This window comes from Bacteroides faecis MAJ27 (assembly GCF_900106755.1).
Taxonomy (GTDB): Bacteria; Bacteroidota; Bacteroidia; order Bacteroidales; family Bacteroidaceae; genus Bacteroides; species Bacteroides faecis.
The window spans coordinates 1-24,358 of the sequence record NZ_FNNN01000023.1 but is presented as its reverse complement, the minus strand read 5'-3'; the positions used below and the strand labels follow the sequence as shown (position 1 = coordinate 24,358).

Here is a 24,358-nt window from a genome sequence, read left to right as displayed (position 1 = left end):
CGACTGTATGAATAGAATAATAAAAGGACTCGGAATAGCATTAGGTTGCGTACTGATAGCCTCCTCTTGTTCTGAAATCAGCTTCGGGGATAAATTTCTGGGCGACCAGCCTGAGAGTTCCGGAGCGACTACCGAAGAAATGTTCTCTTCAAAAATAAATGCCGAAAAGGTGCTGACCAAAGCATATACCGGATTACCTTATGGGCTACCGACCGGCTCTGACTACAAATTGGGTGTGAACATCCTTGAATCAATCACAGACTTGTGTTACAGTTTCCGTGACAATATCAGTGATGGGCCTGTCAAGCTCTATTACAACGGAGCACTCAGTGCCAACAACGTCCCAAAGAATTCCGCTTACCGTTATGGAAGCAAGTCCGACTGGACCACCATCCGTTACGCTTGGTTATATATCGAGAACGTAGAGAAAGTGCCCGACATGACAGCCAGCGAGAAAAGTGAACGGATCGCGGAAGCCAAAGTTTTGATCTCCCTCTGCTATTTCGAAATGCTGAGATATGTAGGCGGTGTGACATGGCTGGACCACTATGTAGACGTAAACGAGACAATGAATTTCCCCCGTATCACTTTTGCCGAAACGGTAGAGAAGATCGTAGGATTGCTCAACGAAGCCATCAACTCCAATCTGGCCTGGAAAGCCGAGAAAGCTGATGACGGACGTATGACACTGGCAGGAGCGATGGCATTAAAGTTCAAGGTCTTGCAATGGGCAGCCAGTCCGACTTTCAACTCAAACACCAAATGGCATCCGGAGGCAGACGAATATACCTGCTACGGAAATTACAGCGACCAACGATGGAAAGATGCCGCAGAAGCAGGCGCAGCCTTTTTCACGGAAGTACAGAGACGGGGTGAATACGAACTGATTCAACCTACGGAAGAGACGCACCGGGCAAGACGTCTGGCCTATCGTCAGGCCTACTACAACCGCGGCGGAACAGAAATATTAATCTCTACCCGTCAAGGATATGGCTCCGATGTTCACAGCAGCTTTATCGGCCAACGTTATTACAGCGGCCCTACATTGAACTATGTAGATATGTTTCCGTGGGAAGACGGAACTGATTTTCCGGCAAATTTCGACTGGAAGTCACCCTCCAAGCAACCGTTCTTTACAAAAGGCGAAATGGTGCCCACCCGCGACCCACGTCTGTATGAAAATGTAGCTTGTCCTGGAGACACCTACTGCAACGGAACAACAGCTCCTGTTTATATCAACCATGCCGACTACAAAGACGGTAGCGGATTCCTGATCATGAAGTACATCTTACAGGAAAACAACGATCGCGAAGGTCCGGTACAATGGTCACACACCCGTCTGGCGGAAATCATGCTGGGATATGCGGAAGTACTCAACGAAGTCAACGGACGCCCTACCGACGAGGCTTACAAAATGGTAAACGACGTACGAAAGAGAGTAGGTCTGCCGGAACTTTCCAAGACAATGAATCACGATCAGTTCCTCGAAGCCGTACTGAGAGAAAGAGCACTCGAATTAGGATTTGAAGAAGTACGCTGGTTCGACCTCGTTCGCAGAGACCGTCAGAGCGACTTCAAGAAGAAGTTGTACGGACTCAGAAGCAGAGGTAACGACTTGAACAATCCGACTGAGTTCACCTTCGAGAAGATCGAACTGGGAGACCATTACTGGGCTACCAACTGGGATACCAAGTGGTATCTGGCTCCGATTCCTCAGGAGGAAATCAACAAGCAATATGGAATGACCCAAAACCCGGGCTGGTAAATGACACGTTAACTAATATCGTTTGAACAATGAATAAAATAAATTATATATTAATCACTCTGCTCCTGGGAGGTTCGGTATCCCTGAATGCACAGACATCGAAAGCTGCTTCGGAAATGCAGCTGGCAGATACACTGAGCATCGGCTACCAGATGAACGTATCTTCCCGGACCAGCAGTTACTCTATCAACGGAGTCAATGCTTCCGCATTCGAAAAATCCCCGTACATAGATATCAGCAAAGCTTTGTATGGAAAAGTGGCAGGTCTGAATGTATATCAGGGTACAGGCTCGTCAGCCGATAACGTATCCACCCTCTCTATACACGGAAATGCCCCGCTAGTATTAATTGATGGTTTCCCACGTGATATCAGCGACATCACTTCGATGGAAATCGAATCATGCTACGTTCTGAAAGATGCGGCAGCCGCTGCTCTCTACGGTATGCGTGGTGCGAATGGAGTAGTACTGATCACGACTAAACGCGGAATAAGCAATGGTCTGAAGGTAAATGTGGACTATAATTTCGGTGTCAATACCCAATTCCGTTCTCCGGACTTCGCAGATGCCTATACGTATGCGAACGCTCTTAACACCGCATTAAGCGGAGACGGTCTGCCTGCACGCTACAATGCACAGGAACTGGATGCTTTCCGGACAGGAATCTATCCGTATGATTATCCGAATGTAGACTGGTGGAATGAAACGCTGAACAACACAGGATTGACCCACAACCTGAAAATGTCTTTCAGCGGAGGTAGTGACAAGTTCCGTTTTTACACGGTAGTAGACTATTACCGGGATCGCTCCATGTTGAAAAAAAACACGGAAGATACACGTTTCGACACTACACCTACAGACACACGTCTGACTGTGCGTACCAATCTGGACGTAAAAGTGACGGAAAGCACATTGCTGAAAGCCGGTATTGTGGGCAGACTGAAAGAACTCAGAGGTACCCGCTATGGACGCAACACTATTTTCAATAAAATCTATGGCATTCCATCTGCTGCATTCCCCATTCGTTATGAGAATGGCATTTATGGAGGTAGCTCTGTGTACGGAACCGGTAATCCGGTAGCTCTGTTGAAAGACTATGGACACATCCGTAACGTATACGGAACACTACTCGCCGACCTGAGCATCCGTCAGGATTTAAGTGCGTTGACCAAAGGACTGGCAGCCGAAGCATCCGTCTCTTTCGATAATATCGGAGGAATGAATGAAACCACCAATAAAGAGTATCGTTACATGAACAGCAATGCAAGTATCACCAGCGATGGTACACTGGTGACAACTCCCGCCATTTATGGTACAGACTCCGAAACACTGGGGCATACACAGCCTTTCGAAAGACTGATGCTACGCAGCGATTTCCAGGCAAAGGTGGATTATAACCGCACTTTTGGCAAACACCAGGTGGGAGGAGCATTGATTTATGATATGCAGTCTGTAGTCAAAAACGGCAGAAACAACTCTCAGAAGAATCAGTCTGTGCTGGTGAACGCCACATATACTTACGACAACCGTTACAGCCTCAATGCCGTATTCAACCGTTCGGGATCAGCTTACCTGCCCGACGGAGACAAATACTCGAACTATCCTGCCGTTTCTGCTGCATGGATCGTCTCCAACGAAGCGTTTATGGAAAAGGTGACACCGATCAATCTCTTCAAGATTCGCGCCTCTTACGGTCTGTCCGGATGGGACGGCAATCTGAGCCACGAACTATGGCGTCAGTCTTATGGCAGCGGCGGTGCCGGTTATAACTTCGGAGTGAATGCCGGAGGACAGTCCGGTGGCAGCGAAGGCGATCTGCCGGTTATCGGCCTGGTAGCGGAAAAATCACAGAAAGCGACTTTCGGATTTGATCTCGCTGCTTTTGATAATCGTTTGAATGCAACAGTAGAAGGTTTCTACGAAAAACGTTCGGATATACTTGTGTCAGGTGCCAATTCTACTTCCGGTATTATCGGTATCACAGTAGGTCAGGTGAACGAAGGAATCTATAAATACAAAGGACTGGATGCTTCTTTGAGTTGGAATGATAAGATCGGTGATTTCCATTATGGTATTGGTGCCAGCATGTCATATCTGAATACAGAGGTAGTCAATGTAAACCAGGCATATCAGGAGTACGACTACTTGTATACCAAGGGCAACCGTATCGGACAGATGTACGGTCTGGAAGCTATCGGCTTCTTCAACAGCCAGCAGGAAATCAACAACAGTCCGCAACAAACCTTCTCGGACGTAGCTCCCGGTGACGTGAAATACAAAGATCAGAACGGTGACAACCGCATCGACGAGAAAGACGTTGTGAAAATGTTCGGTTCATCTGTTCCACGCTTCTATTTCGGATTCAATCTGAACTTCTCATACAAGAGAGTGGAGCTTTCCGCTGATTTCCAGGGAATGACCGGAGTCACTGTTTCATTGCTCAACAGTCCGCTTTATAGTCCACTTGTAAGCAATGGCAACATTTCAAATACATTCCTGAATGAAGAAATAAGCTGGACACCGGAGAATAAGACCAATGCAACCATGCCGAGACTGACTACTCAAGAAAACTTGAATAACTATCGTGCCAGCTCACTGTGGTACCGTGACGGTTCATTCCTGAAACTTCGTAACCTATTGGTAGCTTACACTTTCCCGAAATCGCAGACTCGCTTTGCCGACCTGAAAGTATTCGTACAAGGCACCAATCTGTTCTCATTAGACAATCTCCATTTTGCCGACCCGGAACAACTTGGCATCGCTTATCCGTCGACAAGAAGTTATTGGGCAGGTATCAAACTTAATTTTTAATGCAAAGTAACAAATGAACATTATGAGAACCAAATACATACTCTTAACCATTTTGTCTTCGTTGGTCTTTGCTTCGTGCAACTACCTTGACTTTGATGAAACGAACAACCTGAAGACAAAAGAAGACATGTACAAGTATTTCGGTACAAGCAAATCAATGCTTACCCACGTATACTCATACATGCCACAAGGCTACCGACTGTTTGCGACCTCCGGCGGAATTTTCACCGAAGACATATATTCCATGCGCGACTGTGCCAGTGATGACGGCGAATTCGGAGCCTATGCAGATAATATCCAGAATACCAATAACGGTAACTGGTCGCCTATTAAAACTTATGACGATTCATGGACCCTGTATCGTGGTATACGTGCTGCCAACAGTTTTATAGCAGAGATTGCCCAAGTGGACTTCACACGCTACGAGCACGACGGACAATATACAAACTGGATGAAGCAGCTGAAATATTTCCCTTATGAAGCCAGAGTGCTGCGGGCACACTACTTCTTTGAACTGGCACGCCGCTACGGTGACATCGCCATGCCATTGGAAGTACTGACTGAAGAGGAAGCCAATACAATCGGCAAGACACCATTCAGCGAAGTAATCAGCTTCATTGTCAGTGAATGCGACGACGCTGCCAATAACTTGCCGGACAGCTATGTAAACGAACCGGGAGCAGAAATCGGCAGAGTGACCAAAGGCTTTGCAATGGCAGTAAAGTCAAAAGCACTGCTATATGCTGCCAGTAAGCTACACAATCCTTCTATGGATACCGAATTGTGGAAAAAGTCTGCCAAAGCAGCAATAGATATTATCAACACAGGGCTTTACTCTCTCGACCCCCAGGAGAGTGCCAACAACCTCGACTCAAAAGAAGTTGTACTGATGAGGATCAATGGTGATAATTCGGACTTCGAAATGTTTAATCTCCCGCTTCGCATGACTGCGGGAACACGCACTTCCAGTCTTATCCCATACAGCAATTACCCATCACAAAACCTTGTGGACGCATTCGAGACAGTCAACGGTTACAAAGTAACCCTAGAAAACACAGGATGGGTTTGCGAAGACCCTGCATTTGACCCGCAATCACCTTATGAGAATCGTGACAAACGTTTCTACCGCGCTATTCTTGCCAACGGAATGTCGTTTAAAGACTACACCATTGAAACCTTCAAAGGTGGCGCCGACGACGGAATCGTATCACAAGGCGGTTCACCGACAGGATACTTCCTGCGCAAGTACATTCAGGAAGCTACCAGCTTCGAACCGGGTAAAGAAGCTGTCAGCAAGCATCATTGGGTGATTTACCGCTATGCGGAAACATTACTAACGTATGCGGAATCTATGGTCAACGCTTTCAATGATGTCAACTACACAGATGAGACTTATAAGTATTCTGCTCTGTGGGCTATCAATGAAGTGAGAAAGAATGCCGATATGCCGTTGATTCCTTCCATGGGAAAAGATGAATTCATGGAACGCCTGTACAATGAATGGCGTGTAGAGTTTGCTTTCGAAGATCATCGTTTCTGGGATGTACGGAGATGGAAGATTGCCGATACTACCCAGCGGGAACTATATGGAGTAAAGATCGAGAAGCAGGCGGACGGTACGTTCAACTTCTACAAGAACCTTTACGAAACCCGTAACTGGAGAGATTGCATGTATCTGTATCCGATCCCTCAAAGCGAACTATACAAGAATACAAACTTAAATCCTCAAAACACAGGATGGTAATTAATTGTCTAATCTAATATTTAAAAGATATATGAAAAAGTTATATAGCAACACGTTAATGCAACTGATTCTTGCACTGTGCACATTCAGTTTTGTAGCATGCCAGGAGTTTGACATCGACTCACAGCCGGAAGGCCCTCTCAATATCCAGATAGATGCTCTGGAGTCTTACACTGCTTTGGCAACTTCTCCGAGCAATGTAGTGTTCAATATCAGCTCCAACACTCCCTGGACGATCGAAAGCGACCAGCAGTGGTGCAAGCCGACTCCTTCGATGAGTGCAGCCAGCTCACTGGTGTCGGAGATTGTGGTGACAATGGAAAACAATACAGGAAAGAAAGCACGTACAGCCAAACTGACTATCAAGGCAGAAGGCGTTGAAGGCACCAAGGTAGTTACTATCGAGCAGGCTTCGAAAGAAGACCTGGTGGTGGTTCCTTACGATGAACTGGTACCGACAGAAGGCGGCAGCATCACCTTTACCATTGCTTCCAACAAAGCTTGGGAAATCATTCCTTCCACCGCTTTCCTTTCCAATATCGACAAAACATCCGGTACAGGTAATGAAGATGCCATAGCAGAAACCGTAACTGTGACGCTGCCTGCCAATGCAGGCGCCAAGAGAGCAGGCACGCTGACTGTAAAAACTGAGTTTGAAGAATACACCTTTACCATTACTCAAAATGGAGTGATCATTGAACTGGAAGAAGATCCCGAAAGTACAACAATCAGCATGCCCGGAACAGGCAGTGGTATGGAAAAGACTGTACTGATTCGCGCAAACAAAGAATGGAAAGTTGAAGTTCCTAAGGAATATCAGAGTTGGCTGAAAGCTGAGGCACTGAGTGAAACAGAGTTGAAAGTAACGACAACAACGACTAATAATCTGATGGTAAACCGTGTCGGCCACATCATTATGAAGACCAAAGAAGTCATCGACGGATTTGACGGCATTACGTTCGACATCAGCCAGGGTACTGCTTTCTGGAAAGAAGGAGGAGCAGATAACTATGTTGTGGATGAGGAAACCGGTTACATGACACTCTATGGCAGTGGAATAGTCACTAACTATTTATTCAAAAAAGGACGTCTCGCATTCGATTTCGAATCTATCAATTTAACCGGAGAAGATTGGATTGAGTTTAATATGTGGCCCAACTCAGGAAATACAAACTTCCATTTGCATTTCTACGCAAATAAAGAAAGTAACTTTACTTGTGGAGGTTCAGGCTTAAACTGGACTCAGAAAACATTTACCTGGACATCGGAACAAACGAATGTAGTGAAGAAGATCGAATTCCTTGTTGTCAACAAAGAAGAAGGTTCGAACGCATTAGTTCTTAAACTGATTATTGATGGTGTTGAGGTTGCCGTATTAGATAATAACATAACCGATCCTTATGCAACCGAACCGGGAGCACCTGTATACTTCAGAATGCATACCACAAATAAAGCTTCCAATTTCACCGTGAAGTCTATCACATGGGAACCAGTAGAATAATAACCGAACCCTAAAATTCAAGAGTATGAGATTAAATATCAGAAAATCAATAATTACAGGCATTTCTCTCGCCACATTGCTACCTGCATTCTCTTTATTGCAGAGTTGCGATGACAGTGAAGCAGAGAAATGGGTAGACCTGCGCTATAGAGTAGAAGACTCCTATCTGGTTGAAGCGAAAAATCCGGAACCAGTCTCCTTCCAGGTCAAGTCAACTGACCCGTGGGAAGTATTCGGAAAATATGATTGGTACACCATCTCACCCAGTACGGGTGAGGCAGGTGAAACCTACACCGTAACTGTTATCTGCAAAGAAAACACTGAATTGGACGACCGTATAGACACGCTCAACATTAAAAGTGACTACTGGACCGGAAAAAGATTCGTTCTGACCCAGAAAGGTACTGCTTATCTGAATGTAGAAGGTGTGGATATGATCGACCAGGAAGGAAACAGCGAAACATTCAGCGTACTCAGCAATCAGAAATGGACTGCTAAAGTAACAGACGGTGATGTTTGGCTCTCCATCCAATCCGGAGCATCGGGCGAAATGAACGGAGAAATCACTGTCACCGCTTCACCGAACACAGGCGAACAACGTACCGGTATTGTAACCATCTATGACCGGCACGGAAAAATAGCCAGAGAAGTACAATGCATACAAGACGGTGTATTGCTGACACCGGATACACCGGAAAACGGCAAGTGGTTTGCTATGTATGAACAGGCTCAGCAACTCACCATCCACGTAGAATCGAATGCAGAATGGGAAGTATCCAAAGAAAACGAAGCAGATGATACCTGGTATCACTTTGAAAAGACCTCATTCAACGGTTCTGCCGATATCGTAATTAACGTAGACGCACACGAAGGCTCTTCTGTCCGTACTGGAATTATCGTACTGAGCACCAAAGCTGCCGAAGGCGCTACTCCGCTTATGAAGACAATCAAGATCAAACAAGCGAATCCACAAAGACCTGTGGTTACTGAAGTAAACAGATCCATCAGTGGTGCTTACTACGGACCGGGTGGTTTAATGCCGGGTCATTACAGCTTCTATTGGGAACCGCTTGGCGACGCCAGTCTGACTACTTTCTTCTCTTGGAGCGGAAAAGCATTTGATGGAGGAGACGTAGAACTTCGCTTCCATATTCTGAGCAAACGGACTCAATTAAGTACAAGACCGTGGAACGGTGACGTATACAATGAGAACAGCGGCCGTGATGTTGATACCAGCAAGCCAAACGTATTATCATTCGAGATACGCGAAGCTATAGATGCCAATGATCCAACACAATCATGGATTTACTCGGAATGGATTCTCAACGGTACAGTCATAGGAAAAGCAACCAGCGACGGTGTGATAGACGCTAACGGTACAAGTGATACTTACAAAGTACCATTCTCGGATACCAAAGATGGTGGTAATTTCTCGATGACAATTTCCGGCGGCAGTGCCACACTGACTAAATGGGAATACATCGCTCCACTAGTATGGGGAGACTAATTCTCTAAAGATAGTGATTGCCTGAACTCCCCCAATCAGGCAATCGCTTCTAACAAACTCAAAAATCAATAAAAAGAAAAAGAGTATGATGAAAAGAAAAATATTACTTATACTGAACATGGCAATCATCGGATTTTCCACTGCTGCCTGTTCGGATGATGAGACCAATTACATCACTCCGGAAAAAAAATATCCGCTCACCGCTTTTGCCGTAGCAATAAATAATGTGTCAGCGAATACGACTTCCTATTATCATGGGAAGATAGACCAGACAACCCACAGAGTGGAAATCGGTACGATCGAGGATGCCAATACCATCACCGGCGTAGACTATACGCTAATGAGCGACGGAGCCACCATCTCACCGGACCCGGCAACATTTGTACACAACTGGAAAAAAGAGCAGACAGTGACCGTCACCACCGAAGACAATCAGACAACGACCTATACTATTGTACTGACCAAGTTTGACGACACCATGAAGGACGTTCTCTTCATGGACGAGTTCGATGTGGACGGCAATCCGGACCCGACCAAATGGGTACTCTGCCAGAAAGCAGGTTCCGACTGGAACGACGAAATGTCCGAAAGCTATGACCAGGCTTACGTAAAAGACGGCAGACTGATACTCAAAGCTGAAAAAATTGGCGACGAATACAAAGCCGGAGGTATCGAGACACAAGGCAAGTTTGACTTCACCTTCGGACGGGTGGAAGTAAAAGCAAAAATCACCAGTTACCCCAACGGCGCATTCCCTGCTATCTGGATGATGCCGAAGAAGTATATCTATGACGGATGGCCGAATTGCGGAGAAATCGATATCATGGAACATGTAAAACAAGAATCCGTAATCCATCATACGATACATACTCACTACACGTATGATTTGAACATCAAAGATCCGTCCAACACCGCACAAGTAACTTGCAATTATCAAGACTGGAACATCTACGCTTTAGAATGGAGCGAAGACAAGCTGACTTTCTTCGTCAATGGTCAGGAAACTTTCTCTTATTCGAACCTGAAACTGGAGAATGAAGCGGAAATGAAGCAATGGCCGTTTACGAAAGACTCTTCATTCTACCTCATCCTGAACATGGGATTGGGAGGAGACAGAGAGGGCTCATGGGCAGGCCCTATCGATGATGCCAACTTACCTGCCATCATGGAAATTGACTGGGTGAAAATAACCAAGTTAGATAAATAGGTTTTAAGGTAAGAGCCAAGGTTTTTAGGAACTTCTAAAGAAAAGAGGAGGTTTATATAATCTCCTCTTTTCGCTTTATTGACACCAATTCCATTATTAGGAAGTATTTGATATACTATAATGAAAATCAAGCCTAAAAACAAAGATGGCAATAACCAGAAAAAATATAGTATCCTTACTTATCGGATTCCTTTTATTAGGCTTATTATTCAATCCGATAAAAGAAATACCTGATGTTCCTCATCAATCATTCTTGTTTACCTGTACATTCCTAGCGACAGTAATAGGTATTGCAGCTTTCTATCCCACTAAACAATTCATTCACCGACTAACTATTATAGACTTATTAGTTATTTTAATAGCGGTGGGGAACATATACTTTTATCCTCCTACCTCTAACCTTTTCGGGTTAGCCCGTTTTGCTCTGATCATACTATATTGGAGCATACGTCAGACAGGAGGATTAAATGGCACTCTCTTATATACTATCATCCTCATAACTACCTTAGTCCTGTCAATTATCGGTTATATGCAGATACTGCATATACTTCCCTCCCATCATCCTCATTTTGATATAACAGGTCCTTATGGCAACCCTACAATTTATGCCGGAATATTATGCTTGTTACTGAGTGCTCCGATAATGGTATTATCGCATTTCAAGTCAGATGCAATCCATAGATATACTTATTTAGTGAGTTTTCTTACGTGTATTATAGCTCTGCCCATATTGTGGCTTACTCACTGTCGTTCCGCCTGGATAGCAGTATTAGCTATCATCAGCTATTCCATTTATAGTCGCTTTTCAATCTCTTTTCGATGGGGTATATCAACCTTGATTACAATTGCGCTACTTTCGTACTTGCTATATCAGTTCAAACCGGCCTCAGCTGATGGAAGAATACTGATCTGGAAAGTTACCGCACAAATGATAAAAGAGAAGCCTTTTACCGGCTTTGGTCCTCATGGCTTTACTGCCAACTATATGCATTTTCAAAGTGAATATCTGAAAAAAGAAGGAAGCATATATGAAAAACAGTTAGCAGATAATAACCACTATGTCTACAACGAACCTTTACGCTGGACAGTAGAATATGGAATTGCAGGATTGCTACTTTATATTGGAATATTATATTGCATTTTCTCGTATAAGAAAAGCGAGATACAATCTTTATCCGCCCAGGCGATATACATAGCCGGACTTGTCTGGGGATTATTTTCTTATCCCGATCAGACTTTCCCGATTCTGGCTGTTATGACTATAGCACTAGCAGAAATGTCCAACAGACAAAGAGAATGTGTAATTAAACAACTTCCTCACAAATATATATTTCTGAAAGCAGTCATTTTCCTTGCCATAGCAGGACAGGAAGCTTTACTGATAAAAATATTTCAATGCCACCGGGAATTATATCAAATATCCCATCGTACTTCCAGCCAATCACCGGAAGAAATTATAACGAGCCTTTCACAGCTGGAAACAGCAATGAAGAATGAAACAATATTTTGGCCATACTATTGTCATACTCTTTACAAATCACAGAGAGACAGCATCTTACTGGATAAGATCACTTATTGGGAACAATTATATCCAAGCACACATACCTATATTCTTAAAGGCGACGCTCTACAACGTACAGACAAAATAAAAGAGGCTGAAACAGCTTATTGGGCAGCTCACTTTATGGTACCCTCCCGACAGAAAGCACGATACAAGTTAGCTCTCATGTACTATCAGCAAAAGCGTATCTCTGAAGCAAACCGACTTGCCAATGAAGTGCTTACTGAAAAAGTAAAAGTATACGGTTTTGAAACCTATGAAATGCATAGAGAATTACGAAGAATTTTCGAAGATCAGCTACAATAATTATTCACTAGAATCTAAGAACATGAAAACAAAAAGAATCAAACGACCTGTTTGTTACCTTGTCGGACTTCTTGCCTTTGGTCTGATGCTGTATTCCTGCTTACAGGACGAAACAGATCTGGACTCACAGGAAACGACAGGGAAAGTTATTAAAGGTAAAAACCGTGAGCTGAGTATAGATGTAGCACGGAGTTGGTACGAGGCTCGTCAGACACCTGTAGTTACTACCCGCTCTGTTGTTACCCATTTCGAGTTAATGACTAAGCTGCATTGGAAGAAAGGCTACGAAAATCGAAAAGGAAAGTTTGAAGTAGTGGAAGTCCCTCTATTGACAAGAGGAGGTGCAGTTTTAATGGATCGTGAAACTATGGAAAAATATAAGGAAAAAGAGCGCGGAAAGATACGAAACATCTCTCGAATGGTGATCATCAAGAATCTGGAAACAGGGGAAATCATCAATTTTGTGATGCACATCGTAGGTACTTATGACTATCTTATGAAAGCAAAACATTTTGAAGACAATAGTTACCTGTACCGGGCTCCCGATCTAAGCGGCAGTGTTTACTTCTATGAACCGGAAGGTGCCCTGGTTAATGGTTGGCAATACGAAGATGGAAAAATTGTAGCTACAATAAGCCAGGGGACAGAAGAAGGTTCAAGCATGCAAGATACAATAGATACACGTGGTATAGTATTAAAACCAGTATGCCACACAGAATCGGTCTATGTGGAACATAATGAATGCAATGGATTTACCTATCAGGATCCGGAATACGGTCTTAGTTTCGGTGCTGAATGCCGCAAGGTGGGAACATGGGAAACAGTGGAAGTATGTATCGAAGTACCCACTTATGAAGAAGATGGTAATACTGGCGGACAATGGGATCCCAATGAAAACACAGGTGGAGGTGGTGGAGGAGGTTATCAACCACAATCAATAGCCCCCAAAGCTAAGAAATTATTCACAAATCATAATATGTCTGACGAAGAATGGAAGAAATTAGAGGATATGTTAGATAAATTGACTGATGATTGTATGGGAGGAAATTTGTATAAAAAATTATACAACAGTACTGCACTAAATGGAAATTTTATATCCTTCCGATTTTGGAAGAAAAGGAAGCAATATATGACCCCAGTACTCGAACGCTCAAATTAAACAAGAATATGGATAGCAATGAACTATTTCATGAAATGCTACATGCCTATCAATACCAAAATGAAAAGAATTATACATCATTTGTTAATGCGAGAATGAATCTTGACATAGAAGCACATTATGCACAATACCTTTATTTAAAGGGCTCTTTGGAATATGATGTCTGTGAGTGGAGGCAAGCTGTTGAAGTGAAAAAAAGCAGGCGTCATCTTGCAGTAATGACCCTGAATGATTATCTAGATGACAAAGGTTATTTGCATGAAGGAATGGACCAAGAGCTTGTTAATTCATTCGTTGAATTTAACATTGTTGAGGCTTTTAAAAGAACTATTGAATACAAAGATTATAAATATGACAGCAATCGGGATATTCAATCTAATTTTGCAAATCTAAGAGAAATTACTAAAAATTGCTAGTATGAAAAGGATGATTATATTTATTGGGCTTGTGTCTATAATAATAGAAATCTCTGCTCAAGTTTCAAATTATGACAAGACTAAAACATTTCATGAAGAAGGTTACACTTATCAATGTGATGTAATTGATAAAGCCAAATTTGTAAGACTTTACAACAAGGAAAATAAGTTTACTTATGCAGATCAAATCAATAAGAGCACAGGTAAAACGATAACTATAGCCGAAGAAAATGAAGAGCATATTAAAAGAGAAACATGGACTAAACCTAAATGTTTTTCCATCATTAATAATGCTTTCTCAAGTATAGAGAAACAGAGGGTCAAAGGTAAAGCGTTGACGATTATTTTATATATCAATCCAGATGATGGTAAAATTGCAGAAGTAGAATATCAATTTGTATCTTTTGGTCCTTATGCAACAATTCCTGTTTCTGTATATCACAATATAGAGGCAGAATTGAAAAAAAATATCTGGTTTACACCTACAAAGGAAGGCGCCAAATATAATTACATATTTTTAGGCTGGAGGCATGAAGTGAAATAAAAGAAACTGCGCCAATGAGGCACCTTATCAAAAAAGTAAAAGTATACGGTTTTGAAACCTATGAGGCGCATAGAGAATTACGGAGGATTTTTGAAAATCAGCTAAAATAAGTATTCACTAAAATCTAAGAACATGAAAACAAAAAGAATCAAACGATCTGTTTGTTACCTTGTCGTACTACTTATCTTTGGTCTGATTCTGTATTCCTGCTTACAGGACGAAACAGATCTGGACTCACAGGAAACGACAGGAAAAATTATTAAAGGTAAAAACCGTGAGCTGAGTATAGATGTAGCACGGAGTTGGTACGAAGCTCATCAGACACCTGTAGTTACTACCCGCTCTGTTGTTACCCATTTCGAATTAATGACTAAGTTGCATTGGAAGAAAGGCTACGAGAATCGAAAAGGAAAGTTTGAGGTAGTGGAAGTCCCTCTATTGACAAGAGGAGGCGCAGTCTTGATGGATAGTGAAACCATGGAAAAATATAAGGAAACAGAAAGGGGAAAGATACGCAACATCTCCCGAATGGTGATCATCAAGAATTTGGAATCAGGAGAAATAATCAATTTTGTGATGCACATCGTAGGCACTTATGACTATCTTATGAAAGCTAAACACTTTGAAGATAATAGTTACTTGTACCGAGCTCCTGACCTTAGCGGTAGTGTTTACTTCTATGAACCGGAAGGTAGTTTGGTCAACGGCTGGCAATACGAAGATGGAAAGATTGTAGCTACAATCAGCCAGGGGACAGAAGAAGGTTCAAGAATGCAGGATACCATAGATACACGTGGTATGGTATTAAAACCAGTATGCCACACTGAATCGGTCTATATGGAACATAATGAATGTAATGGATTTACCTATCAAGATCCAGAATACGGTCTCAGCTTCGGTTCTGAATGTCGCAAGGTGGGAACATGGGAAAAAGTACAAGTATGCATCGAAACACCTACTTATGAAGAAGATAGTAATATTGGCGGGCAATGGGATCCTAATGAAAATACGAGTGGAGGTGGTGGAGGAGGTTATCAACCACAACCAATAGCTCCTAAAGCCAAAGAGATATTCCGCAATTCAAGTATGACAAAAGAAAACTGGAAAGTGATCGAAGAAAAGCTGGAAAAGATTACAAAAAGCTGTATGGGAAAAGCCCTATACAATGGATTAAAAGAATCACTAAAAGGAAAAACTTTAGCGATTCAATTTACCAAAGATAAAAACTCTAGTTTCGATTTAAACGGAAGCGGAATAAGATTAACCACAGCTTCCACAAGTGGTGATTTCTTCCATGAAATGCTTCATGCATATCAATCATACAGAGAAACTTATGATAGTATGAGCAGTGCTAAATTAAATATGGAAATAGAAACGCATTATGCACAGTATCTTTACCAGAGTAGCTTACCAGAATATACCAGTGACAGCTATTGGAAAAAGCGAGATATGCAACATCTGCGCTGGAAGGCAATAGCGAATCTGAATAACCTGATTGATAGAAAGGGAAATCTGCAACCAAACACAAAGCTATATAATTTGGAATTAGAACTTCTGAACGTAGTGATTCCTGCCTTGCAATCAAATGGATATCCAGAAAGTAAATACACTCTGGATTTAGGCAGAGTTGGAATAGTAAATTTTGAAAATATACGAGAATTAACTAGAAACTGTTGAATATGAAAACATTTATTACATTTATTTATTTGATATCCTGCACCTTATATCTTTTTGCACAGCCAAGTTACTACACCCAAACTAAAACATTTACAGAAAATGATTACATTTATCAATGTGATGTGAGAGAATCAGGCATGGTAACTCTTTATAAAAAAGGCGATAAATGGATATATACTCCCCAAATAATTCGCAGTACAGGAGAACATTTTATAATGTATGATGATACACCTGATATCATAGAAACCGTTAATAACGACTTTATCTACACTTGTAAATCTATTATTAATAAAGCCTTTTCCAGTACAGAGAAACAACGGGTTAAAGGATCTAAATTTGTATTATCTATGTATATTAATCCAGATACCGGAAAAATAGATGAAGTAGCTTTTGAATTTTTTAGTATAGGTTCTTATGCCACCATTCCTATTTCTGTGTATCGTAATATAGAATTGGGTATCAAACAGAAGTTGAGTTTTAAGCCCACAACAGAAGGTAAAAAACTAAATTATATTCTTTATTGGATTGATGTTTCTCCCGAATAGCCATAGGCAAATAACGAGAGGCTATTCCGAAATAGAATAACCTCTTGTTTAAGATTATCTATTCCTATTTAACAACAAAAAACATGAAAACAGTTAGTCTCATTTTTACCCTCATGACATTCACTTTAAATGTCATAGGCCAGATAACAGAAAAAGTCGTCTATCAAGAAAAAGGAGAAACAGAAACTTATGAAATAAGGAAAGGAGACAAAAGTAAGTTTATATATAGAGCAGAAATATCTTTTGAAAAAGTAGCATCTCCTGATGTAGCAGTAAAAGAATATAAGGTATGGCCTATAAAAACAATACTCAATGACAAAGAGTATGTGAAGAAATATCTCAAATCAGAAATTAAAGAAAATATAACTTCTGAAAACTCTTTCTTAGCTATCTCATACTTTTATGAATTGACCTCTGGAAAAATTAAGTGGATAACAGTCTTTCATAATTCATCAATTACGATACCGATAAAAGCAATTGAAAAATTTGAGAAGATAATGAGAACAGAAGATAAAGCAACTTTTAATCGTAACACGTCTGACATTAAAGACATATTATTTTTCGAACGCTATGTACCATACGATCTATTAAATCTAGATTAATGCAAAGGATTCAAAGTATAACTAAAGTTCAAAAAACATAACCTAAAAATATTTTCTTGGGAAAGCATTTATTTTCCCAAGAAAATATCCTGCTATATCATACACATAAGGGGTAGGCTATTAATTAACATCGACCAATGTAGTTATGCTATATAATACAAAGTAAAAAAGATATGAAAAATATATTTATATTAATCAGCCTATTGTATAATGTTTCATTGACTCTTGCTCAAACAAATTATTATACAACAACTAAAACTTTTAACGAACAGGGATATACTTATCAATGTGACGTAGTTAAAGGAAGAGGCGTTACATTATATAATAAGAACAATAAATGGACATACGTAGACCAAATGAAAAAAGGTTCTAATACTCCATTTTATGTAACACCAGAAAACTTCAGCCCGTTATATGTTAATGACAAGAGTAAGGCTTATAATGATTCCATTTTCAAAGTAATTGTTAATAATGCTTTTGCTAATTATAAAGGAAAGATGAAAGGATTCGAACTGATCATTATTACTTGTACTGACTCTGAAACAGGAAGAATTAGTGAAGTTATCTTTGATTTTCCCAATTTTACTCCTTATGCTACAGTACCCGTATCAGTTTATCGTGAAATAGAGACCAAATTGATTGGTCTAAAGTATACATTAACCCCCTTGGCTAAAACATTGAACTATGTATACCAATGGTGGCCAATAGAACCTAAGTAATCTGTAGTCTCAATAGTAATTTTGAGAGCCGCTTTTATAATAAGCTATTTCTATTTAACAATAAAAAAGATGAAAACAAAAAGAATCAAACGACCTGTTTGTTACCTTGTCGGACTTCTTGTCTTTGGTCTGATGCTGTATTCCTGCTTACAGGACGAAACAGATCTGGACTCACGGGAAACGACAGGAAAAATTATTAAAGGTAAAAACCGTGAGCTGAGTATAGATGTAGCACGGAGTTGGTACGAAGCTCATCAGACACCTGTAGTTACTACCCGCTCTGTTGCTACTCATTTCGAGTTAATGACTAAGCTGCATTGGAAGAAGGGCTACGAAAATCGAAAAGGAAAGTTTGAAGTAGTGGAAGTTCCTCTACTGACAAGAGGAGGCGCAGTCTTGATGGATAGTGAAACCATGGAGAAATGTAAGGACACAGAGCGCGGAAAGATACGAAACATATCCCGAATGGTGATCATCAAGAATCTGGAAACAGGGGAAATCATCAATTTTGTAATGCATATCGTAGGTACTTATGACTATCTTATGAAAGCTAAACACTTTGAAGATAATAGTTACTTGTATCGTGCTCCTGATCTAAGTGGCAGTGTTTACTTCTATGAACCGGAAGGTGGCTTAGTTAATGGTTGGCAATATGAAAATGGAAAAATCGTAGCAACGATTAGCCAGGGGACAGAAGAAGGACTAAAAATGCAAGCTACTGCGGATACACGTAGCGAAAGTTCAGAATGTCATTATGAAAGTGTCTTTGTTGAATATGATGAATGTACACCATTTATTTATGAAGATCCTGAATACGGAATCGGCTTCGGTATCGAGTGCCGTACTCGAACAAAATATGAAACCAAATTAGTATGCAACAACATATACCATGATGAAAATGGTAATGCCCATACATGGTTTCCTCCAGAAGTAGATAGTGGTGGTGGCGTTGGAGGAGGTTATCAACCAGTGGCTCCTAAAGCAAAAGCGATATTTCGTAATTCCAATATGACAGATAATAGCTGGAAAACAATTGAGAATCTACTTGATAAAATGACTAAGACCAAGATTGGTGAAGCATTATATCACAAATTACAAGAAGCACTTAAAGGAAAAACTTTGATTATTCAATTTGTTAGTGACAATATGAATAGTAATTTCGATCCTGGTTTAGGAGGTATTAAAATGAGAATGGATATAACTAGCAGTGCTCTTTTGCATGAGATGGTTCATGCTCTCCAATCATATACAGAGCAAGAAACATGGAATGCAACGCAGTTGAATCAAGAATTCGAAGCACATCTCATTCAGCAAATATATATAAATAGTTTGGAGGAAAGCGAAAGGACTTGGTGGTATGAAAAGAGTAAGAATGACTCTAGATGGAATGCAACACGTCTTTTGGTAAGGTATATCGATGAGTTTGGCAATTTACGACCTGGGATAACTGCTGGAAAATTGCAAAAAATAATTCCTAAAATTATAAGTGACTTCAGAGACGTGGGGTATGATAATATTGATTATCCTTGGCTTAATAGCAGAAAAGGATTAGATAATTTCAACAATTTAAGAAGTTTGTATCAATAATAAACAAAGAAATATGAAAAATATATTTATATTAATCAGCCTATTGTATAATGTTTCATTGGCTATTGCTCAAACAAATTATTATACAACAACTAAAACTTTTAACGAGCAGGGATACATCTATCAATGCGATGTAGATACTGAGAGCGGGGATATAAATTTGTATAACAAGAATAATAAATGGACATACATAAAACAAATGAAGAAAGGCACAAATACCCCATTTTATGTAACTCCAGAAAATTATACCCCCTTATACGTTAAAGATAAGAATGAGACTTATAATGACTCTATTTTCAAAGTAATTGTTAATAATGCGTTTATCAACTATAAAGGAAAGATGAAAGGATGGGAACTTACAATAATTACTTATACCGATTCTGAAACAGGAAGAATAAGCGAAGTTCTTTTTAATTTTGCCGATTTCACACCTTATGCCACTATACCCGTCTCTATTTACCGTCAAATAGAGACCAAGTTAATTGGTCTAAAGTATACATTAACCCCCTTGGCTAAAACATTGAATTATGTATACCAATGGTGGGCAATAGAACCTAAATAGCCTATCTTTAGCTTTAATGGTGATAAAAGCAGTTTCTATAATAAGAGGTTATTCTAAGATAGAATAGTCTCTTATTATAGATATTAAAATTTCGACAATCAGCACATATAAATACAATGAAAACAATTATTACAACAGTATTACTAATTACAATGTTACCAATAATGTGTCAACAGCGTCAAATGAGCCTCGATGTTACATTTGACAAAGAAAAGAAATGCCTGACATTTACTTTCAAAAACAACGATAAGAATCTTGAAGCTATTCTCCGGCATTCCCAAACGAATGACGGTAGCGATACAGGAAGTTTTTACGATCTTAATATTTATGATAAGAACAATAAAAAAATAGGCTATAGCAGATGTATGTATCATCCAACAGAGTTATATCTTAATTTCCTCCCGGGAGAAATTAAAAAAAGTAATATCAGTTTATTAGAGCTAAAAAAAGGAGGATATGTAAAAGACTTGGATTCAATATATAAGATACAATTACATTGTGTAGTTTATAGTTGGACTTTTAAAAGAGATGACAATGGAAAACGGAATAAAGAACTCTACGAAAAGGAGTATACATTTTATTGGGAATAGACCTTAAAAGATAGGATGATGAAAAAGAAATGGTTAAATTATTTATATATTTCCGGAATGCTTCTACTAGTTTCTTGCACTCCAAAAGGTCCTTTAGACAAAACGTTGTCATCCGCCAAAGAAAACCGTTCGGAACTGCAAAAGGTTTTAAAACATTACGCAAACGACTCGTTGAAACTTGAAGCTGCCAAGTTTCTAATCTCCAACATGCAGGGATCATACGCCGATGACTCCAGCTTGCAAACTGTATATGCCCCTTTTTACAAGATATACGACAATGTCAGAAAGAAGTACAATTATGAAATAAATAAGAAATGCGGAGAAGAAATTGACAGTTTATGGCAAGTATTCTGTTTTGTATACTCTGACGAATTAACGGTAAAAAGGATGTGTGATGCAGAGCACTTAACAGCTTCGACTATTATTTCTGAAATAGAAATGGCATTCAAAGCATGGAAAGGAAACGTATATACACAAAATTGTTCCTTTCATGATTTTTGTGAATATATCTTGCCATATCGAAGAGAGAACGGGTTGGTAATCGACAATTCAAGAGACAGGTATTATCGACGGCATCATAAAGACTTTTATACAACACATGGAAAGAATGTCATGGAGGAGACCGACTCTTTATTGTTTCTTTATAAAGATATCGTTCATTCTCCCTACTATGTTCCACTCATCCCAATATTAACAGCATCTACATTCGAAAAGATAAAAACCGGTACATGCGAACAGCGATGCTGGTTCAACTCCTTGCTACTTTCATCTGTAGGAATGGCTGCCGCCGTAGATTTCGTTCCCGTATGGGGCAATCGCAACGGAGGGCACAGCTGGAACGTGATCATTGTAAACGGGGAGTCTTATGCTTTTGAAGCATTCTGGGATGACGACCGTTGGAAATATAAACGTATTTATAATAACAAATCATACGATAGCTTTTGGGGGAAGTTCAGACTACCCAAAGTCTATCGCAAGACTTTCTCCAATCATACGGAAGGCCCATTATCCGATAAGAAAGTTGTACGTGAGGATATTCCGCCTCTATTTCTGAATGAAAAGAAAACAGACGTATCTTCTGAATATTTTGAAACCCAAGATATACGAGTGATATTGAATACAGATTCCATTAATCCGATCCCCGGCTATGCTTATTTATCAGTTTACAACTATCAAGACTGGATTCCTGTTCAGTGGGGCAAGATAAAAGACCAACAAGTGACATTCGACAAAATGGGCAAAGATATTGTATACCTTCCTACTTATTATGTAAAAGGGAAAAGCATACCGGCAGGACAGCCGTTCTGGTTAAAATCCGACGGTACCCTGCAAAGTCTGTCTGCCAACGGAGAAAAGGGACAAGTCGTAATTCGCAATTTTGCGGGTCAAGTACCGTTCAACGAGAACAGGAAGAATCTGACTTCATTAAAAGGAGGCGAACTCTGGGGAATGAAAAACGGGAAAAAAGATAAACTATTGTATACCATCACTGATACATTACAGATACAACATCAACTTTTCAGAATAGACGACCCGATGTCTTATCGATTTGTCCGGCTTTATTTACCATCGCCCGGCATTGCTCTGGGAGAACTTTCATTTTATAGTGCAGACAAACTGATCACCGGCATTCAAATCCTGTCTCCTTTACCGCATAATAACGAAGATGAGAAACCGGAAATGCTAATTGACGGATTGAGTGATACCGCCTTCAGTGGAGAAGTCTCCAAAGGATATATTGATTTTGATTTAAATAATGAATACAAATTATCTGCCATAGGAATAAGTCCCTATATAAGATCATGGCTTGGCAAGTCGAACACATATGAATTATCATATTGGGAAAATGAGTGGCGTACAATTGAACGCAAAGAAGGGAATGGCAGCTATCTTATATTCAACAATGTCCCCCGAAAGGCATTATTGAGACTAAGTCACTGCAGTAAAAATACTCAAGAACATCATAGAATCTTCCTTTATGAAGATGGAAAAATCATTTGGTTATAAACTAGTAAAAAAGCAATATTCACTTAATATCAATTCATTATGAGAAATTTATTATACGTATTATTAACAGTTGTAAGCATTTTATTCACTAGTTGCGGACCCTCTTCCAGTACCAACAACCCACAAGAGCCCAATGTGCCTCAACCGCAGCCTCAGCCCCAACCGGAAGTCACTCAGAAAGTAGTTATCGGCTATCTCCCGCTCGATGATTGGGAATTTGAAAGTTTATTCCCTTCGATAGAATGGAAATATCTGACACATATCAATGCCAGCTTTGCAAGGGTAAAAGCAGATGGCACTCTGAACATTGATCCTGTCCGGGAAAGAATTGAAAGTGTACGGGAAACAGCCCACAAACATAATGTCAAGATACTGATATCACTGGCAAAGAACAGTCCGGGAGAATTTACGGCTGCCATCAACGATCCGAAAGCCAGAAAGGAACTGATACAGCAGGTGATTGCATTCACCAAAGAATACAAGCTGGATGGCTTCGACATTGATTATGAGGAGTATGACAACTGGGATAAGAACTTCCCTTCGTTATTGGTTTTTGCCAGAGGTTTATATCTGGCTAAAGAGAAAGGTATGCTGATGACTTGTGCAGTCAACAGCCGCTGGCTTAATTACGGAACCGAATGGGAGCAATACTTCGACTATATCAACCTGATGAGTTATGACCGTGGAGCGTTTACTGACACTCCGGTTCAGCATGCCTCTTACGAGGACTTTGTAAAAGACCTCAAATACTGGAACGAGCAATGCCGGGCATCCAAAAGTAAAATAGTAGGAGGACTTCCTTTTTATGGATATTCCTGGGAGGAAAGTCTGCAAGGCGCAGTAGACGATGTACGTGGAATTCGTTACAGCGGCATACTCAAACATCTTGGAAATGAAGCTGCAGACAAGGATAATATAGGCAAGACTTATTATAACGGTCGCCCTACTATAGCCAACAAATGTAAGTTCATCAAAGAAAACGATTATGCCGGCGTGATGATCTGGCAATTATTCCAAGATGCCCACGATGATAACTATGACTTAAAACTCATAAACGTTGTAGGCAGAGAAATGATGGAATAGATAAGCTTTACCGCTTTTTCTCATGCAAAAGACCCTATCCTGTGGTGCTTTTCACCTATTGTTATCAGATTTTTAATAGGAGATCTTCATCGTTCCACCCGAGTGGTCTGATCTCATCACTAACGTAAACAGATCTCTCTACTTTAGTGGCACAATCGTTTCACCCGAGTGGAACGATGAAGATGTCGGTAAGAAAACAGAAGTATGCAGGCTTAATATGGCAAAGATATAAGGTATCCTAGCTACAAAGTACCTGTAATTTGAAACCGATATATGAGATATTAACCCTCAAATTATCTACTTACAAAAGAAAAGGGAATGAGAGATACTCTAAAAAAGGATGAGAGATAAGCCAAATTAAAGCTGTTTTTAGTAAGCGTCTCGGCGATGCCGTCTTTTCTTTAATTCTACTTCTTCATATCTTTGCTTTCATATTAATCAATTCCTACTTATATGACTGCACATG

The 24,358-nt window shown here is 40.3% G+C and carries 19 protein-coding genes; all 19 read left to right on the top strand.

Features of this window, described 5'->3' with window-relative positions:
• Positions 1–7 precede the first annotated feature (7 nt).
• The 19 genes from BLW31_RS17860 to BLW31_RS17770 all read left to right on the top strand — a co-directional run bounded on the left by BLW31_RS17860 (position 8) and on the right by BLW31_RS17770 (position 23,892).
• On the top strand, positions 8–1,765 hold the full coding sequence (locus tag BLW31_RS17860) for a RagB/SusD family nutrient uptake outer membrane protein (protein WP_010535644.1): 1,758 nt from the start codon (positions 8–10) through the stop codon (positions 1,763–1,765).
• Between the two features lie 29 nt (positions 1,766–1,794).
• Positions 1,795–4,575: a SusC/RagA family TonB-linked outer membrane protein gene (locus BLW31_RS17855; protein ID WP_010535645.1), complete on the top strand. Its 2,781-nt coding sequence runs from the start codon at positions 1,795–1,797 to the stop codon at positions 4,573–4,575.
• A gap of 22 nt (positions 4,576–4,597) precedes the next feature.
• Complete coding sequence (locus BLW31_RS17850; protein WP_029425073.1) at positions 4,598–6,319, top strand: RagB/SusD family nutrient uptake outer membrane protein; 1,722 nt, start codon at positions 4,598–4,600, stop codon at positions 6,317–6,319.
• A gap of 31 nt (positions 6,320–6,350) precedes the next feature.
• On the top strand, positions 6,351–7,820 hold the full coding sequence (locus tag BLW31_RS17845; protein WP_029425074.1) for a BACON domain-containing protein: 1,470 nt from the start codon (positions 6,351–6,353) through the stop codon (positions 7,818–7,820).
• A 25-nt stretch (positions 7,821–7,845) separates the two neighbouring features.
• Positions 7,846–9,327, top strand: coding sequence for a BACON domain-containing protein (locus BLW31_RS17840; protein WP_010535648.1), 1,482 nt, complete (start codon positions 7,846–7,848; stop codon positions 9,325–9,327).
• Between the two features lie 85 nt (positions 9,328–9,412).
• Entirely contained in the window at positions 9,413–10,534 is a 1,122-nt protein-coding gene (locus BLW31_RS17835) for a DUF4971 domain-containing protein (protein WP_010535649.1), read from the top strand.
• A gap of 145 nt (positions 10,535–10,679) precedes the next feature.
• Positions 10,680–12,401 carry an O-antigen ligase family protein gene (locus BLW31_RS17830; RefSeq protein WP_010535650.1) on the top strand — a complete coding sequence of 574 codons (1,722 nt, stop codon included), beginning with the start codon at positions 10,680–10,682 and terminating at the stop codon, positions 12,399–12,401.
• A gap of 22 nt (positions 12,402–12,423) precedes the next feature.
• The gene (locus BLW31_RS17825; protein ID WP_229035661.1) at positions 12,424–13,560 is read left to right on the top strand and encodes a hypothetical protein; all 1,137 of its coding nucleotides are present in this window, start codon (positions 12,424–12,426) and stop codon (positions 13,558–13,560) included.
• A gap of 8 nt (positions 13,561–13,568) precedes the next feature.
• Positions 13,569–13,976, top strand: a complete 408-nt coding sequence (locus BLW31_RS17820) for a hypothetical protein (protein WP_010535652.1) — start codon at positions 13,569–13,571, stop codon at positions 13,974–13,976.
• Between the two features lies 1 nt (position 13,977).
• A complete protein-coding gene (locus tag BLW31_RS17815; protein WP_010535653.1) occupies positions 13,978–14,520 on the top strand; it encodes a DUF5043 domain-containing protein in 543 nt (180 codons plus the stop codon).
• 132 nt (positions 14,521–14,652) lie between these two features.
• Positions 14,653–16,197, top strand: a complete 1,545-nt coding sequence (locus tag BLW31_RS17810; protein ID WP_010535654.1) for a hypothetical protein — start codon at positions 14,653–14,655, stop codon at positions 16,195–16,197.
• A 2-nt stretch (positions 16,198–16,199) separates the two neighbouring features.
• Complete coding sequence (locus BLW31_RS17805) at positions 16,200–16,742, top strand: DUF5043 domain-containing protein (RefSeq protein ID WP_010535655.1); 543 nt, start codon at positions 16,200–16,202, stop codon at positions 16,740–16,742.
• Positions 16,743–16,825: 83 nt separating this feature from the next.
• Positions 16,826–17,344 carry a hypothetical protein gene (locus tag BLW31_RS17800; protein WP_010535656.1) on the top strand — a complete coding sequence of 173 codons (519 nt, stop codon included), beginning with the start codon at positions 16,826–16,828 and terminating at the stop codon, positions 17,342–17,344.
• 173 nt (positions 17,345–17,517) lie between these two features.
• The gene (locus BLW31_RS17795) at positions 17,518–18,063 is read left to right on the top strand and encodes a DUF5043 domain-containing protein (RefSeq protein WP_010535657.1); all 546 of its coding nucleotides are present in this window, start codon (positions 17,518–17,520) and stop codon (positions 18,061–18,063) included.
• Between the two features lie 69 nt (positions 18,064–18,132).
• A complete protein-coding gene (locus BLW31_RS17790; RefSeq protein ID WP_010535658.1) occupies positions 18,133–19,650 on the top strand; it encodes a hypothetical protein in 1,518 nt (505 codons plus the stop codon).
• A 13-nt stretch (positions 19,651–19,663) separates the two neighbouring features.
• Positions 19,664–20,212, top strand: coding sequence for a DUF5043 domain-containing protein (locus BLW31_RS17785; RefSeq protein ID WP_010535659.1), 549 nt, complete (start codon positions 19,664–19,666; stop codon positions 20,210–20,212).
• Between the two features lie 116 nt (positions 20,213–20,328).
• On the top strand, positions 20,329–20,802 hold the full coding sequence (locus BLW31_RS17780; RefSeq protein WP_010535660.1) for a hypothetical protein: 474 nt from the start codon (positions 20,329–20,331) through the stop codon (positions 20,800–20,802).
• A gap of 57 nt (positions 20,803–20,859) precedes the next feature.
• Positions 20,860–22,809, top strand: a complete 1,950-nt coding sequence (locus BLW31_RS17775; protein WP_143040765.1) for a discoidin/SUN/FTP domain-containing protein — start codon at positions 20,860–20,862, stop codon at positions 22,807–22,809.
• 39 nt (positions 22,810–22,848) lie between these two features.
• Positions 22,849–23,892 (top strand): glycosyl hydrolase family 18 protein, encoded by a 1,044-nt coding sequence (locus BLW31_RS17770; RefSeq protein ID WP_029425078.1) that lies wholly within the window; start codon positions 22,849–22,851, stop codon positions 23,890–23,892.
• The last annotated feature ends 466 nt before the right edge of the window (positions 23,893–24,358 follow it).

Excerpts from the sequence above, each read along its gene's own strand:
- BLW31_RS17860 (WP_010535644.1), top strand. The coding sequence starts at position 8 with ATGAATAGAATAATAAAAGGACTCGGAATAGCATTAGGTTGCGTACTG.
- BLW31_RS17855 (WP_010535645.1), top strand. The coding sequence starts at position 1,795 with ATGAATAAAATAAATTATATATTAATCACTCTGCTCCTGGGAGGTTCG.
- BLW31_RS17850 (WP_029425073.1), top strand. The coding sequence starts at position 4,598 with ATGAGAACCAAATACATACTCTTAACCATTTTGTCTTCGTTGGTCTTT.
- BLW31_RS17845 (WP_029425074.1), top strand. The coding sequence starts at position 6,351 with ATGAAAAAGTTATATAGCAACACGTTAATGCAACTGATTCTTGCACTG.
- BLW31_RS17840 (WP_010535648.1), top strand. The coding sequence starts at position 7,846 with ATGAGATTAAATATCAGAAAATCAATAATTACAGGCATTTCTCTCGCC.
- BLW31_RS17835 (WP_010535649.1), top strand. The coding sequence starts at position 9,413 with ATGATGAAAAGAAAAATATTACTTATACTGAACATGGCAATCATCGGA.
- BLW31_RS17830 (WP_010535650.1), top strand. The coding sequence starts at position 10,680 with ATGGCAATAACCAGAAAAAATATAGTATCCTTACTTATCGGATTCCTT.
- BLW31_RS17825 (WP_229035661.1), top strand. The coding sequence starts at position 12,424 with ATGAAAACAAAAAGAATCAAACGACCTGTTTGTTACCTTGTCGGACTT.
- BLW31_RS17820 (WP_010535652.1), top strand. The coding sequence starts at position 13,569 with ATGGATAGCAATGAACTATTTCATGAAATGCTACATGCCTATCAATAC.
- BLW31_RS17815 (WP_010535653.1), top strand. The coding sequence starts at position 13,978 with ATGAAAAGGATGATTATATTTATTGGGCTTGTGTCTATAATAATAGAA.
- BLW31_RS17810 (WP_010535654.1), top strand. The coding sequence starts at position 14,653 with ATGAAAACAAAAAGAATCAAACGATCTGTTTGTTACCTTGTCGTACTA.
- BLW31_RS17805 (WP_010535655.1), top strand. The coding sequence starts at position 16,200 with ATGAAAACATTTATTACATTTATTTATTTGATATCCTGCACCTTATAT.
- BLW31_RS17800 (WP_010535656.1), top strand. The coding sequence starts at position 16,826 with ATGAAAACAGTTAGTCTCATTTTTACCCTCATGACATTCACTTTAAAT.
- BLW31_RS17795 (WP_010535657.1), top strand. The coding sequence starts at position 17,518 with ATGAAAAATATATTTATATTAATCAGCCTATTGTATAATGTTTCATTG.
- BLW31_RS17790 (WP_010535658.1), top strand. The coding sequence starts at position 18,133 with ATGAAAACAAAAAGAATCAAACGACCTGTTTGTTACCTTGTCGGACTT.
- BLW31_RS17785 (WP_010535659.1), top strand. The coding sequence starts at position 19,664 with ATGAAAAATATATTTATATTAATCAGCCTATTGTATAATGTTTCATTG.
- BLW31_RS17780 (WP_010535660.1), top strand. The coding sequence starts at position 20,329 with ATGAAAACAATTATTACAACAGTATTACTAATTACAATGTTACCAATA.
- BLW31_RS17775 (WP_143040765.1), top strand. The coding sequence starts at position 20,860 with ATGCTTCTACTAGTTTCTTGCACTCCAAAAGGTCCTTTAGACAAAACG.
- BLW31_RS17770 (WP_029425078.1), top strand. The coding sequence starts at position 22,849 with ATGAGAAATTTATTATACGTATTATTAACAGTTGTAAGCATTTTATTC.